Here is a 13,700-nt window from a genome sequence, read left to right on the forward strand (position 1 = left end):
TAGGGTAAGCTGCGCGTTCCACCGTTAAAGCCTAAAACATTTCCCATGGTTAGGGCCTCAGACAGCCTCTTAGAGCATTTTGCAAAAAGGTGGTGCTCTTTTGACCATCTTTTGGCCGAGTGGAACGAGTGAAATAAAAAGAGCAGGACGTAGCATGAAAGGGGCGGCGGTGTTGCTCCGACGTGCCCATCATTCGGAGAACGGCTCTACTTCGTGTCGTACCAGTTCGGCCCGATGCCCACTTCCACGGCCAGCGGCACCGTCAATTGCGCGGCCCCCTCCATGACCCGCTTGGTCAGCGCCGCGATCTGCTCGGCCTGACCAGTCGGAGCCTCGATCAGCAGTTCGTCATGCACCTGAAGCAGCAGCCGTGCGCCGGTGCCCCGCAGTTCGCGGTCAAGTTCGATCATGGCGAGCTTAATGATGTCGGAGGCCGCCCCCTGAATCGGCATGTTGTAGGCCAGGCGTTCGCCCGCCTCGCGCAGCACCCGGTTTTTGCTGTTCAGCTCGGGCACGTAGCGGCGGCGGCCATACATCGTTTCGACGTAGCCGTGGGTGCGGCCAAATTCAAGGGTCTCGTCGATGTACTTGCGGATGCCGGGATAGGTACCGAAATAGGTCTTGATAAAGCCCGACGCTTCCTCGTAGGAAATGCCCAGATCATTACTCAGGCGGTGGGCACTCATGCCGTACAGCACGCCAAAATTAACCGTCTTGGCGGCGCGACGCTGGTTGGCGTCCACCGTCGCCTCGTCCAGCCCCAACACCTGCGCGGCGGTGCGGCGGTGAATGTCGGCCCCCTCGTTAAATGCCTGCTGCATCAGCTGATCACCGGCGATGTGCGCCAGCAGCCGCAACTCGATCTGCGAATAGTCGGCGCTTACCAGGACGTAGCCGTCCTCAGCGATAAAACCCTTGCGAATCTCGCGCCCGGTATCGCTACGAATGGGAATGTTCTGGAGGTTGGGATTCAGGCTGCTCAGGCGGCCCGTGGCGGCGGTGGTCTGGCTAAAGGTGGTGTGTAGGCGGCCCGTGCGCGGATTGACCAACCCCGGCAGCGGTTCGAGATAGGTGCCGCGCAATTTGTCCAGCTCACGGTATTCCAGCACCAACGGAATAATCGGGTGTTCGCCGCGCAGCGGTTCGAGGGCCGAAACGGCGGTGCTGCGCTGCCCGGTCAGTTTGGTTTTCTTGCTGCTCGCCAGGCCCAGCTGATCGTATAGCACCGTTTCCAACTGCTTGGGACTGCGAATCTGGAAAGGTGCGCCTGCCAGTTCGTGGATCTGCCCTTCGAGGCTGGCGAGCCGCACGCCCATCTGAATCGCCAGGGTCTGGATGTAGTCGCTGTCGAGCCGCACGCCGCTCACTTCCATGCGGGCCAGTACGGCACTCAGCGGTTGTTCCATCTCGGTGTACATCTTCTGCCGGGCCTCATCAAGTTGCCCAGGCAGTTCGCGCAGCAGATGGGCCGTCATGGTGGCGCGGGCGGCGGCGTCCTCGGGCCAGCCGCTGCCCAGGTAACGCTGCGCCGTGGTCGGCATGTTCATGTTGGCCGGGTCAAGCAGGTAAGCCATCAGCAGCGGGTCGTCGCCCGGCTCTACGCTAGTGCCGCGCACGCTCAGGTGGGTCGCCAGGGCTTTGGCCCCCGCCGCCGTCACTTTACGCACGCCCACGAATTGAGCCTCGTCGACGGTCGCGGGGTACTGCGCGATCAGTTTCTGGCGCAGCTTCTCGGCGTCTTTCTGAAGCTTTTCCAGCTCTTTTTGCTGCTTCTTGGTCAGCGGCTGTTCCGAGGTCAGCAGGCTTTCACCGAACAGGTTTTCCGGGGGAGTGGACACGGCCTCCTGCCATTCGTCCGGCTGCTGCACGGGGGCCACGCGCACCACGCCGTCCTCGAAGGTGGCCGCCTGGGTCAGTGCCGCTGTCAGGTCGTCCTCGCGGGACAGCACGTAGCCCCACACCGCGCCGGGGCCGGGGGTGGCCCACTGGGCATTGCGGGCCGCCGGAACCGGTTGCAGGCCCTTGGCTCCGTCGGCTTCCGCCTGCGCTTCGAGCACTGCGTCGGGCAGACTGAACTCGTGGCCGGGGCCGTTCAGGGCCGCCAGCTCGCGCCGAACCGAGTGCAATTCCAGTTCGCTCAGCAGTTCTTCCAGGCGCTCGGGGTTACCCGGCAGCCGCCCGCCGCCGATTTCCACGTCCAGCGGCAGGTCAGTGACCATGCAGGACAGCTGGTGGCTAAAAGTCACGTCCTGTTCGGATTCTAGCAGCTTCTTGCGGGTGCCATCGGGCTTGAGGGTGCCCGCCCGAGCTGCGTCGTAAATGCCTTCCAGCGTGCCGTATTCCTGAAGCAGCTTGGCGGCGGTTTTGGGGCCGATGCCCTTTGCACCGGGAATATTGTCGCTGGCGTCGCCGGTCAGGGCGCGGTAATCGACCCACTGGCGCACTGTTACGCCGTATTTCTCCAGCACCTGTTCCGGCCCGATCAGCGAAAAGTCGCTAGAGATGACCTTGACGTGATCGTCGAGCAGCTGGTAAGCGTCGCGGTCGCTGGTCAAAATCCTGACCTGCATACCGCTGCCCTCGGCCTTGCGCGTCAGCGAGGCGATCACGTCGTCGGCCTCGTAGCCGGGTTCTTCCAGGCGCGGCAACCCGATGGCGTCTACGATTTCGCGGATGCGGTTGATCTGGGCAGGCAGGTCGGCGGGGGTCTCAGCACGGCCCGACTTGTAACCCTCGTACTGCTCATGGCGGAAGGTCTTGACCGGCGGGTCGAACACCACGATCACCTGATTGGACTTCTGGCGGGCCAGCCGCAGCGTCATCCGCAGAAAACCGACGATGGCGTGCGTCATCTCGCCGCGCGAATTGTTCATGGGCGGTAGGGCAAAGTACGACCGGAAGGCCAGCGCGTGACCGTCGATCAGTACCAGGGTATCTGGACCCAGGCTACCGGGAACCGCCGGGGCGGAGCTTGGTGAAGACATGGGCCGATTCTAACGGGCCAATTCGCTGAGGGCATAATCAATGACCCGGACAGTTTGACGACTCTGAACCGCGCGTTAACTCCCAGCCGCTCCCGGTGCGAGCTGTACTGGTCCCCCGCAGCTGGCAAGGGGCTAAAGGACTGGTCGAACGTTGCCAAATAGGATCTTGGGGCAGTTCTCCGAATGATGGGCACCTCGAAAAAACACCGCCACCCCGTTCATTCTGTGTCCTGGTTTTCCTTTTTCACTCGTTCCACTCGGCAAAAAGATGGTCAAAAGAACACCACCTTTTTGCAAAATGCTCTAAAAGTGTCGGAACTATTGGTCATGGGTCTGGGCGCCAGCAAAAAACAGCAAAAAAGCAGAGGCGTGTAGCCCCTGCCCGCGCACTCTGCTTTGTGAAACGACCTGTCTTTACCTGACCTTAACGCGCATCTGGCAGCTGATGGAGGCTGCGGCGTTGAGGCTGGGCAGGTTCCAGCGTATGGCGGTGTAGTCCTCGGCGGTTGCGGGGACGGTCTTGTTGACGCTAACGCCGTTTTCCTTGACGGTCACGGTCTTGGTGGGTTTCTCAGCAAAGATGATGCGGTTAGAGTCCACCAGCCCTCCGGTCTTGGGATCGAGCTTCACAGGGTCGGTGCTGAAAGTCGCTACCGCGCCGGGCACGTTGCACTGGTTGGACTGGTACAAGACGCCGCTGGGGATAGGCTGAACGAGTCCACCCTTGCCGTAGTTCGTTTTGGAAGTGTTCTGGACATTCTGACGGAATTCGAGGGTCTGGCCCGGAAGGGCGCGGCTGCCGTCGGTCAGTTTTTCGACGGTCTTCCCATCAACGACGCTCTGGGTGACCAGCTGCGTGGAGCTGACGATTTTGATGGGGTTGGAACTGGCGGCAGGGCTCTGGGCGGAGGCCGCACCGAAGCTTGCAAGGGTAAGCAGTAGGGTAATTTTCAGGTTAGTCATGTCAAATATCTCCTTTAACGCTTAACAGGCTAACCGCCCAATGTGACAGTTCTCTTAGATTGGGGTTTTACATGGTTTGTCTGTTGGGGGATAGTGGGGGGGTATGACAGGCACCCATGACCGCACCGTAGTAGACATTGACTGGAACAACCTCGGCTTCAGTTACATCCGCACCGATTTCCGTTACCTCGCCCACTGGCGCGGCGGGGCGTGGGAAACAGGGGAGTTGACCCGCGACAACGTGCTGCACATTAGTGAGGGCAGCACGGCGCTGCACTACGGCCAGCAGTGCTTCGAGGGCCTCAAGGCTTACCGCTGCCAAGACGGCAGCATCAACCTGTTTCGCCCCGACCAGAACGCGGCGCGGATGCAGGCCAGCTGTGGCCGCCTGCTGATGCCCGCAGTTCCCACCGAGATGTTCATTGAGGCCTGCCGCCAGGTGGTCAAGGCCAACGAGCACTTCATTCCTCCGTACGGCACGGGCGGCAGCCTGTATCTGCGCCCCTTCGTGATCGGGGTAGGCGACAACATCGGTGTTAAATCGGCTCCCGAATTCATTTTCAGCGTGTTCTGTATCCCGGTCGGCCCGTACTTCAAGGGCGGTCTGGTACCTACCAACTTCATCACCTCGCAGTACGACCGCGCCGCGCCGCATGGCACCGGGGCCGCCAAGGTCGGGGGCAACTACGCCGCCAGCCTGCTGCCCGGCCAAGAGGCCCACGAGAAGAATTTCGGCGACGTGATCTACCTTGACCCCGCGACCCATACCAAGATCGAGGAGGTCGGCAGCGCCAATTTCTTTGCCATCACCAAAGACGGCAAGAAATTCGTGACGCCCCAGTCGCCTAGTATTTTGCCCAGCATCACCAAATACAGCCTGCTGCACCTCGCCGAAAAACGCCTGGGTCTACAGGTCGAGGAAGGCGAGGTGTACATTGACCGCCTCGACGAATTCGGGGAAGCCGGGGCCTGCGGAACGGCGGCGGTGGTCACCCCCATCGGGGGTATTCAGCACGGTGACCAGTTCCACGTCTTTTTCAGCGAGACTGAAGTCGGCCCGATCACCCGCCGCCTTTATACCGAACTGGTCGGCATCCAGACCGGCGACCGCGAGGCCCCGCAAGGCTGGATCGTCAAGGTCTGATACGGACTACCGATTGAACCTAGAGCATTTTAGCCAGGTGGCAGCCGTGCTAGACCACAAAAGCCCGGATGTTTGCCTGCTGGCAGGCCCTCAACAGATTCTGGCGCCTAAGGGCCGCGACTTCGCTGTCGTCACGCGTCACCTCGGTAATGCTGCGGCTCTGGCCTGCGGCGTCCTGGCCCTACCGCACGCTTAACCTTGCGCCGCCCCAGACCTGCAACAGACCGGACAACGGCCCAGCAGAAGCGGTTCGGGGCAGCGTGACCTCTTCGGGCGCCATCACGCCCCGAGCCGCTGCGCCGCACTCCGGGCAGTCTCTGGCCCCCAGAGCGCCCCCGCCACATACAGAGCGGCGTCTAGTGCGGGCAGGCCCGCAGGCACGGTCAGCAGCTGGCCGTCCTGGACGCGCTGTCCGGGCTTTACGTCGGCAGGGTCGTAACTCCAGAGGGTGTCGCTCAGTTCGGCGGAGCCGCCCACGACTTTGCCTTTCAGGATTCCCGCCTCCCCTGCCAGCAAGGTTCCGCTGCCACTGACACCTGCTGGTAGGGCGGCGTGACCTCTCAAAAATTCTTTGAGCAGCGGGTCGCGGGCCGCTTTAGCCGCGCCAGGCCCCCCCGGCAAGAGCAGAGCGGCTGGTTCCGGCAGGGCCGCATAAACCACATGCGGCGTCGTGACCAGCCCTCCCGCCGTCACTATGCTGATGCGTGAGCGGTGCACGGTTCTCACACACTCGGCCCCGCCGCACAGACGGCACACGCCGACCATTAGCCCCACTTCCAGCTCACTGACTCCGGCATACACCGGAATGGCCACAATTGGCCCATCGTAGGGCGGGGCCACCTCGGTGGATGGCTCAGGCATGGTCCGTGCGAGGCGCTGTGGGCAGCGGCAGCGGTTGCAGGCGGTACTCGCGCCGGGCCAGGGGCGGCCCCACCTGACCGTCACGGGTCAAGGCGTTGGCCGCTTCTTCGCTCAGGCGCTCCATTTTTACGGCGTAGGCCCGCACGGCAGCGGGCGAAGCAAACCGCCTGGGGTGCAAGTCGCCTTCGGTCAGCAGGTCAAGCCAGGCAATCATAGGTCACGCAGGTCTTCCCAGAGTTGCCAGCCAACCCCTTCGGGTGTGCCCTCCAACAGCGGATTAAGCTGCTGGCTGGCACTCAGGGCGTCGTCATGCAGGGCCTCGTTGCTGGGGCGGGTTTCGTAAACGCGCAGCACCGTGAACTGGTAAAAGGTCTGTCCCGCCGTCGGTTCTCCATTTTCAAAGAAGGCGAACGGGGGGTCGAGTTGGTCCCACAGCACATGGGCGTTTTCGTCGTCCTCGTTTGCAGGGGTCAGTTCCAGCTCGCGGGGAAGATAGTGTTCGAGGTCAATGTCTGACCCGACCGGGTGCCAGACATAGCCCTGAAGCAGACGGATAGCGGCGCGTCCTCCCGCCTGCGATTCGGTGATACTCACAGCCCTATATTAGCGAAACCTGCTGGCGGGCAGTCCAGATGATGAAGACCCGCTTAGGAACCTGTCCGGCACTTGGCCCCCTGCGTTCCAACTGCGGCCCACGCCGCGACTCTAGACTGAGGGTTGTGCGACTGTATCTTCCGGGCGTTCTGATCACCTCGCTCTGGCAGCATGCCCAGCGGGAGATGCCCCACGAATGTGTCGGGGCGCTTGGGGGCCTCTGGACAAGAGGCGAGCAGGCCGGGGCACTGGCCCGCGCGGCTTACCCCCTGCCCAATATCGCCACCCGCCCCGAGCAGGAATATCTGGCCGACCCCGGCGCACTGCTGCGGGCGCTGCGGGCCATGACCGCCGAGAACCTTACGCTGGTCGGGCTGTACCACAGCCACCCCAGAGGCCCGGCCCGGCCAAGCCTGACCGACGAGCAGCGGGCGGCTTACCCAGTGCCTTACGTTATCGCGGACCTGTCGAGCAAGACCCTGCGGGCCTACCTGCTGCCAACGGGCGAAGAAGTCGAACTGGTCGGCGCGGACAGCTGTTCTGAGTGAACCCGGAACTGATATGGACTGCCCAATGAATCTGAAACTACACAGATTGAATCCGAGCGGATGCGAGTAAAAAAAGACACGGGTTTGGCGCTACAGGCGGTGCCTTCTTGACCAAAACGGCACCCAGAATGGGGCCTGGTCGCTTCTTGACCAAAACGGCACCCGTATGGGGCCAGCCCGGAAGTGTCAGAAACGGCAGCGTAGTTTTTTGGCCAAGGTCGCCTAGCCTGCGCCGCCCTGTATCCGGTCAGTTTGTGCCTCCCCCACTGCGGGCCTGAAACACCATAACCTCACTTGCCTTTTCCAGCGGCCCGCCCTGAAAACTGCCGGTCACGCGGGGCGGTTCAAATCCAGCGCAGCGCAGCAGCCACTCCATCTCGTAGCGGTGGTAATAGCGCTGGGTCAGGGCGTAATGCCGTCGCCGCAGGGCCGCATTGGGAGCGGTAGTGTCGGCGTGGTACTCGGTGGTTATGCGCTGGGCCAATTTATCGTGGCGCTGAACCAGAAACACATCGGTGCGGGAGCCGTCGGGCGCGTAAAACGTCTCGCCCTCGTGCCGCACGGTGTTCATCCGGCCAAAGCGCGGCACGTACAGGTCAAAGACAAACTGCCCGCCCGGTTGCAGGTGGGCGCGAATGTTCCCTATGGCCGCCAACTGCTCGGCGGGGGTATAGAGGTGCATCAGAGCGTTGAAGGGGGCGATAATCAGCGGAAAGCGCTCGTCCAGCTGAAAGGTTTTCATGTCGCCCTGCATGAAGTCTAGGGTCAGCCCCTCGCGCTGCGCCCGCTCACGGCCCCGCTCAATCATGCGCCCGCTGGGTTCCAGCCCCACCACCTCTACCCCGCGACGCGCCAGAAACGCCGTCACCCGGCCCGTGCCCGCTCCGATTTCCAGCACCCGGCCCGCCGTTTTCCCCGCCACACCTGCATAAAAGTGCAGGTCGTCGCGGTAAACGTCGTACTGGTGGTCGTACAGGTCGGCCAAATCGTCGTAGTTCATGTGCCTGTGTCTCCGTTTGTGGCCGCGCCATACAGTTCCATAAACCGCTGGCGGCTCAGGATGCTTAGGCGGGGGGCTTTGGCGGTGGGATCGTTGCCGTAAGCGCGGCGCAGCACGTTGGCCCAGCCCTGCAAGCGGCGTGCGGTGCCGGGCGGCAGGTCATGGTTTTCAAAGTTCAGCAGCCCGAGCAGCGGCGACACCGCCGAAAGGCAAAAAATGTATTGCGCGTCGGCCAGTTCCATCCGGGTCTGCCAGTCTCGCGCTACCACCCGCAGATCGTCACGCCGGGCCTGGCGCACCGATGCACGCGGGCCGAGGTCCACCAGCACCGGGTTGTTGACATGAAATTCCAGGGCAGGAACCCCTGCGGGCACGTCCTGACCGTTTTGTAGCCGCACCCCCGACAGTGGAAACGGCACGCGGGCGATACGGAACAGGTTGTCGGCCCGCCCACCCGCGAAGGTCACGCCGCCCAGCCGGTCAAAAATGGCGTCCAACGCCAGAAAAGCCCGGCGTCTGAAGTCGGCGCGGCCCTGCGGCGCGGCCCCGTCCAGCGCGTCTAGCCGCACCGCTTTGTAGCCCCGCACCTTCAGGTCGGCCAGCAGGCCCGGGAGCATGGGCACGGCCTTTTGTGCGCCCGGCCCGGCGTCGTGCAACACCACCACCGCGCCCGGCACCAGCAGGCGACCCAGGCGTTCGCGCACCTGCTCCGGCGTGAATCGAGCGTGCCAGTCGTGACCCTCGATGCTCCAGTGTGCCCCGGTCAGACCCGCCTTTCGCTGCCCCAGGATGGTCGCCAGGGTGTACGCGCCGTGGGGCGGGCGGTGCAGCTTGACCCGCTGGCCAGTGACCTTGCCGATGCGCCGGGCGGCCTCGCCAGGGTCGACAAAGGCCCCCCAGGGCGAACGAATCCAGGCGTGGCGATGCTTTACGGCGTGCGCTTCGACCTGATGCCCTTCGCTCAGCATTCGCGCGATCAAGTCGGGGTGGGCCTCGGCGCTGGCAGCCAGCACAAAGAACGTGGCTTGTGCGCCCGCGGCCGCCAGCGCGTCCAGCACGGCGGGCGTGGTCTGTGGGTCGGGGCCGTCGTCGAAAGTCAGGGCCACCTCATGCCGGGCGCGTTTGCCCTCGCGCACCAGCCCCAGATGAGCGAGTTGTACCAGCAGATAGGGCAGGCCGATGTACGCCAGCAGGCAAGCCAGCAGACCCGCGCCCAGCGCCCCTTTGCTCTGTCCGTTCACCGAATGTCCCCCCGGCGTTCCAGGGCTTCCAGAATCGCTGCCGCCACCCGCGCCGCCGAATCGGGATGGCCCACGCGGGCGGCATTGCGCCTCATTTCAGCGTGGGTTTCGGGCGCAAGGGCATAGCGCACTGCTGGGCGCACGTCCTGCAGCTTTCTGGCCCAGATTCCGGCTCCCTGGCGCTCAATAAACGCGGCGTTACCTTCCTCATGGCCCGGAATAGGTTCGTAAATCACCAGCGGCACGCCCAGCGCCGTCGCCTCGGCCACCGTCAGGCCGCCCGCCTTGCCCACCACCAGGTCGGAGGCGGCCAGCAGCTCGGGAAAATCCGCCGTGAAGCCGATGTGGTGCAGGGTCGCGCCCCCCAGTTGCTCCACGCCACTGCTTTTGGCTCCGGCCAGAATCAGTACCTGCACCCGCTGACCCAGGTTGCTAAGCACGTCTAGCAGGGGCCGCAGCGCCCGGTAACTGCCCGTCCCGCCGCCCGACACCAGAACCAAAGGAAGGTCCGTTTTCAGACCAAAACGCTGCCGCAGGGCCGCCTTATCCGCTCCGACCAGCGGGGCAAAGCGGGTGGAGATGGGAATGCCAGTCACCACGACCTTTTCGGGAGCCAGCCCCCGCGCCAGCAGCTCGGCTCGGGTGTCGTCGCTGGCAACCATAATCAGGTCGGCTTCGGGGCGTACCCAGTGAAAATGCGCGGCGTAATCGGTGACGATCATCGCATTCAAAAACGGCGCGGCCCCGTGCTGGCGGGCACTTCCGGCCACCGCCGCTGGTGCCCAGTAGGTGCTGACGACCACCTGCGGCTTCAGTTCGGCCAGGTCGCGCTGAAACTGGCCCAGGCCAATCCAGGTAAAAGCCCGGCTAATGAAATTGACCGGGTGGTCCAGATCGGTAAAGCGGTAAAAGGCACGGTAGAGCCAGGGCGCGTACTTTAGTTCAAAGTGGTAGAGGTCAACCGTAAGAAAGCGTTCGGGGGCGTGCAGATAGTCCACCGAGTCCTTATGGTGGCTGGTCACAGTGACGCCGCGCCGTGCCAGGGCCTCTTCCAGCGCCGTCTGCGCCTGGTCGTGCCCCAGCCCCAGCGACACCGACATGAACAGGGCGCTCAGCTCACCGGGCAGGCGACCTACGCCCGGCGCAGCAGCCACAGCCCCCCCACCGCGAACACGATATTCGCCAGCCAAATGCCCAATTCGGGAATCCCGACCAACACGTTCGCCAGCGTCAACCCCACCGAGAACAGCAGGTAATACGCCACCGCGATCATCAGCGCGATGCCCAGGCTAACGCCCAGCGTGCGGCCAAAGCGCAGGGCAAAAGGCAGCGCCGCCAGAATCAGCACCAGATTGGCGAAGGGCAGCGCCAGCTTGCGGTTGAGGCTCAGGCGGGCGGCGTAGCGGTCGGCCTGCTTGACCCCCGGCGCAGTCAGTCTGGTTATCAGTTCGGGCCAGCCCTCGGCATCGGCCCCAATCGCGTCGGCGTACTTAGCCAGCGTTTGCTTGCGGCTTAAGCCCGTGTCCACGTTCAGCGCGTCGGTGGTCTTTTCAGGCATGACCACGTTCGGAAACACCGCCTGCACCGCCGTGCGAAAGGCCACCGGGTCGTTCTCCGGCACCTCCGAGAGTTTCGCCGCTGCCGCGTAGTCCACGGTGTAGACACTGTACCCCGTGAGTGCCAGTTGATTGTTTTCAAATGTCCCCTGGTCGGCAAAAATCAGCGTGCCGCGCCGGGGGTTGTCGGGCTGCCATTTTTCCACCCGCACGCCCTGCATCTGGCGGGTCTTAGAGTCGTAGCCCTGCATCGCGAGGCTGAGGTTGCCGCCCAGATCGACGGTTTGGCCCACCAGTTGCGACAGCCCCGCGCCAGTCAGGGCGTCCCAGTACAACCCGCGCGTTTCCACGTTGGCCTTCGGCGCAATCCAGAGGCTCAGGAACGCCGAGAGCGCCGTGACCAGCAGCCCAATCACCAGCGCCGGACGGGTCATGCGGCCCAGGCTGATGCCCCCGGTCTGCACAGCGACCAGTTCGCGCTCGGTAGACATGCGGCCAAACGCCACCACGGTCATCAGCACCACGGCCATCGGCAGCACCTTGACCAGCGTGTCAGGCATCTGGTAAGCAATCCATTTGCCGGTGAGCAAGGGCGGCACGCCTGAGAGCCACTGACTGGAGATAAAGAAATAGCCAAAGGACAAGACGGCCGTGAACAGCAGCGTTCCGGCCAGCAGCGGCGGGATGAGTTCGGCGGTGACGTAGCGGGTTAAGCGGGTCAAGGTGCGCCTCCGGCGCTGTGAGTGGGAAGTGGGAAGTGGGGAGCGGGAAAACCCTCAGGGGCCACACCACTGACCACTAAGTCCTTGCCGCGTGATGACGCACGCTCTACCCGGCAGAGACTTAACCACTGTCCACTCACTGTTTTGCCACCGCGAACAGAATCTGCATCTCCGCCGCCACCTGCCCGTCTACCTCGGCGCGGCAGGTCGTTTTGCCCAGGCCCCGGCGCAGGAATTCCAGCTTGGCGTATAGGTGCAGCTGGTCGCCGGGAATCACCTTGCGCTTGAAGCGTGCGCCCTCGATTCCGGCCAGATACCCGATTTGCCCCGGTTCCATCTGCCCATGCAGGCAGAACATACTGGCCTGCGCCAGCGCCTCGGTAATCAGCACGCCGGGCATCACGGGTTCCTGCGGAAAGTGACCCACGAAAAAAGGCTCTCCGATAGTCACATTTTTGAGGGCGTGAACCTCACCGTTTTCGGTGCTTAGCACGCGGTCGACCAGAATGAAGGGAAAGCGGTGTGGCAGCGCCCTGAGCACGTCCTGAATGAGCAGAGGGGCAACGGGGGCAGAGTCGGCAGTCATAGCAGGCAGTCTACGGGGCTAAGGTGAGGCGTCAACCGCCGCGCCGGGCCAGTGAAGCTAGGTGGGCGGGACGCTGCCATCTCAGCGGCGCAGATAGCTGTCGCTGCACACCAGACTGTCGCCCAGCTCGGGAATCATGTCGAGTGCCATGCCCGTGCCGATAGCCACGGTTTCAACGGTATGTTCGGGCACGGTAACCGGAATGCCGGTGCTCTGGCGCATCAGTTCGTCGAAGTTACGCAGCAGGCTGCCGCCCCCGGTCATCACGATGCCCCGGTCTACGATGTCGCCGACCAGTTCAGGCGGGGTAATTTCCAGCACGCGCCTGGTCGCCTCGATGATCTTGCCGACCGGTTCGAGCAGCGCCTCGACAATGTTGGAGGTGTTCAGGGTGATGCTGCGCGGCAGACCGGTTTGCAGGTCGCGCCCGCGAATCTCGGCTATCACGTTTTCGGCCTCATCGAACACGATGGCGGCTCCCAGCTTCATCTTGATTTCCTCGGCGGTGCGCTCACCGATCAACACGCGGTGTTTACGCCGCACGTAGCGCATGATGCTCTCGTCGAACTCGTCGCCCGCCACCCGCACCGACTCGCTGACCACAATGCCGCCCAGCGAGATCACGGCGATGTCGGTGCTGCCGCCGCCAATGTCCACCACCATGCTTCCCAGTGGCTCCAGCACGTTGAGGCCCGCGCCGATGGCGGCGGCGAGCGGTTCCTCAATCAGGTAGGCGCGGCGCGCCCCAGCGTTCAGGGCGGCGCGGGCCACGGCGCGTTTTTCCACGTCGCTGGTGTTGCTGGGCACCCCGATCATCATCTGGGGTTTGAACCCCCCCAGACTCATGAAGCGGCTGCCGCTGCCCTGGCCCTTGTGAATTTTTTGCAGGAACATGCTGATCATTTTCTCGGTCAGGTTCTCATCGGCAATCACGCCGTCGCGTACCGGGCGCACCACCACGATGCCCGCAGGCGTGCGACCGAGCATCCGGTACGCCTCCTCTCCGACCGCCTTGACCTGTCTGGTGTCACGGGTCATGGCGATAACGCTCGGTTCCTTAAGAACCAGGCCACGGCTCTTGGTGTAAATGAGGAAAGTCGCCGTTCCCAAATCGATGCCGATATCTTCTGCCAGCCTCAAAATCGTCCTCCGAACAAAACAGGGCAATCGTAGCATGGCCCTCAATGCCGTAGAATCCACCGAAAGTAAGAGGACTTCAAGAGACCTCCCGGTGAACATCGCAGCGAGGTCAGTCCAAGAGCCTGCTTGGGCCGATGACGCACCTATCACCCGGCAGCTCCTTAGAGCAGTTCTGCGAATGATGGGCAGGTTAGAAAAACGCCGCTGCCCCCTTCATTCTACGTCCTGCTCTTTCTTGTTCACCCGTTGCATTTTGCAAAAAGATGGTCAAAAAAGCACCATCTTTTTGCAAAATGCTCTAAGAGGCTGTCTGAGGCCCATATCGTCGGAGTATCCATGCTGCCCTCTTCATCAGGCGCAC

13 protein-coding genes are annotated in these 13,700 nt (G+C 63.1%); 2 read left to right on the top strand and 11 right to left on the bottom strand.

Going from position 1 to position 13,700, the window contains the following annotated elements:
• Positions 1–206: 206 nt before the first annotated feature.
• Positions 207–2,984 (bottom strand): DNA polymerase I, encoded by a 2,778-nt coding sequence (gene polA, locus QZ269_RS09490; RefSeq protein ID WP_291426474.1) that lies wholly within the window; start codon positions 2,982–2,984, stop codon positions 207–209.
• Between the two features lie 414 nt (positions 2,985–3,398).
• On the bottom strand, positions 3,399–3,947 hold the full coding sequence (locus tag QZ269_RS09495) for a hypothetical protein (RefSeq protein ID WP_291426475.1): 549 nt from the start codon (positions 3,945–3,947) through the stop codon (positions 3,399–3,401).
• Positions 3,948–4,050: 103 nt separating this feature from the next.
• On the opposite strand from QZ269_RS09495, the gene QZ269_RS09500 reads away from it, so the two are divergent.
• The gene (locus tag QZ269_RS09500; RefSeq protein ID WP_291426476.1) at positions 4,051–5,091 is read left to right on the top strand and encodes a branched-chain amino acid aminotransferase; all 1,041 of its coding nucleotides are present in this window, start codon (positions 4,051–4,053) and stop codon (positions 5,089–5,091) included.
• A 279-nt stretch (positions 5,092–5,370) separates the two neighbouring features.
• Here QZ269_RS09500 and QZ269_RS09505 read toward each other — a convergent pair whose 3' ends face one another.
• Genes QZ269_RS09505 through QZ269_RS09515 form a run of 3 tightly spaced genes read right to left on the bottom strand, consistent with a single transcriptional unit; the run spans position 5,371 to position 6,546 of the window.
• Positions 5,371–5,952: a transcriptional regulator gene (locus QZ269_RS09505; protein WP_291426477.1), complete on the bottom strand. Its 582-nt coding sequence runs from the start codon at positions 5,950–5,952 to the stop codon at positions 5,371–5,373.
• Positions 5,945–6,166: a hypothetical protein gene (locus tag QZ269_RS09510; RefSeq protein ID WP_291426478.1), complete on the bottom strand. Its 222-nt coding sequence runs from the start codon at positions 6,164–6,166 to the stop codon at positions 5,945–5,947. The genes QZ269_RS09505 and QZ269_RS09510 overlap by 8 nt, the downstream gene beginning before the upstream one ends.
• Positions 6,163–6,546 carry a DUF3208 domain-containing protein gene (locus tag QZ269_RS09515; RefSeq protein WP_291426479.1) on the bottom strand — a complete coding sequence of 128 codons (384 nt, stop codon included), beginning with the start codon at positions 6,544–6,546 and terminating at the stop codon, positions 6,163–6,165. Before QZ269_RS09515 ends, QZ269_RS09510 begins: the two co-directional genes overlap by 4 nt.
• 116 nt (positions 6,547–6,662) lie before the next feature.
• Between QZ269_RS09515 and QZ269_RS09520 the strand changes: the two genes are divergently transcribed.
• On the top strand, positions 6,663–7,094 hold the full coding sequence (locus QZ269_RS09520) for a M67 family metallopeptidase (protein ID WP_291426486.1): 432 nt from the start codon (positions 6,663–6,665) through the stop codon (positions 7,092–7,094).
• Positions 7,095–7,341: 247 nt separating this feature from the next.
• On the opposite strand, the gene QZ269_RS09525 is transcribed toward QZ269_RS09520, so the two are convergent.
• The 6 genes from QZ269_RS09525 to QZ269_RS09550 form a co-directional block, all read right to left on the bottom strand.
• A complete protein-coding gene (locus QZ269_RS09525; protein WP_291426480.1) occupies positions 7,342–8,094 on the bottom strand; it encodes a class I SAM-dependent methyltransferase in 753 nt (250 codons plus the stop codon).
• Positions 8,091–9,335, bottom strand: a complete 1,245-nt coding sequence (locus QZ269_RS09530) for a polysaccharide deacetylase family protein (RefSeq protein ID WP_291426481.1) — start codon at positions 9,333–9,335, stop codon at positions 8,091–8,093. Before QZ269_RS09530 ends, QZ269_RS09525 begins: the two co-directional genes overlap by 4 nt.
• A complete protein-coding gene (locus QZ269_RS09535) occupies positions 9,332–10,489 on the bottom strand; it encodes a glycosyltransferase (protein ID WP_291426482.1) in 1,158 nt (385 codons plus the stop codon). Before QZ269_RS09535 ends, QZ269_RS09530 begins: the two co-directional genes overlap by 4 nt.
• Positions 10,468–11,613 carry an LptF/LptG family permease gene (locus QZ269_RS09540; protein WP_291426483.1) on the bottom strand — a complete coding sequence of 382 codons (1,146 nt, stop codon included), beginning with the start codon at positions 11,611–11,613 and terminating at the stop codon, positions 10,468–10,470. The genes QZ269_RS09535 and QZ269_RS09540 overlap by 22 nt, the downstream gene beginning before the upstream one ends.
• 136 nt (positions 11,614–11,749) lie before the next feature.
• Positions 11,750–12,199, bottom strand: a complete 450-nt coding sequence (gene fabZ / locus QZ269_RS09545; RefSeq protein WP_291426484.1) for a 3-hydroxyacyl-ACP dehydratase FabZ — start codon at positions 12,197–12,199, stop codon at positions 11,750–11,752.
• 81 nt (positions 12,200–12,280) lie between these two features.
• Positions 12,281–13,375, bottom strand: coding sequence for a rod shape-determining protein (locus tag QZ269_RS09550; RefSeq protein ID WP_367272267.1), 1,095 nt, complete (start codon positions 13,373–13,375; stop codon positions 12,281–12,283).
• Positions 13,376–13,700 lie beyond the last annotated feature (325 nt).

The sequence above is a fragment of the Deinococcus sp. genome (assembly GCF_018260405.1).
Taxonomy (GTDB): Bacteria; Deinococcota; Deinococci; order Deinococcales; family Deinococcaceae; genus Deinococcus.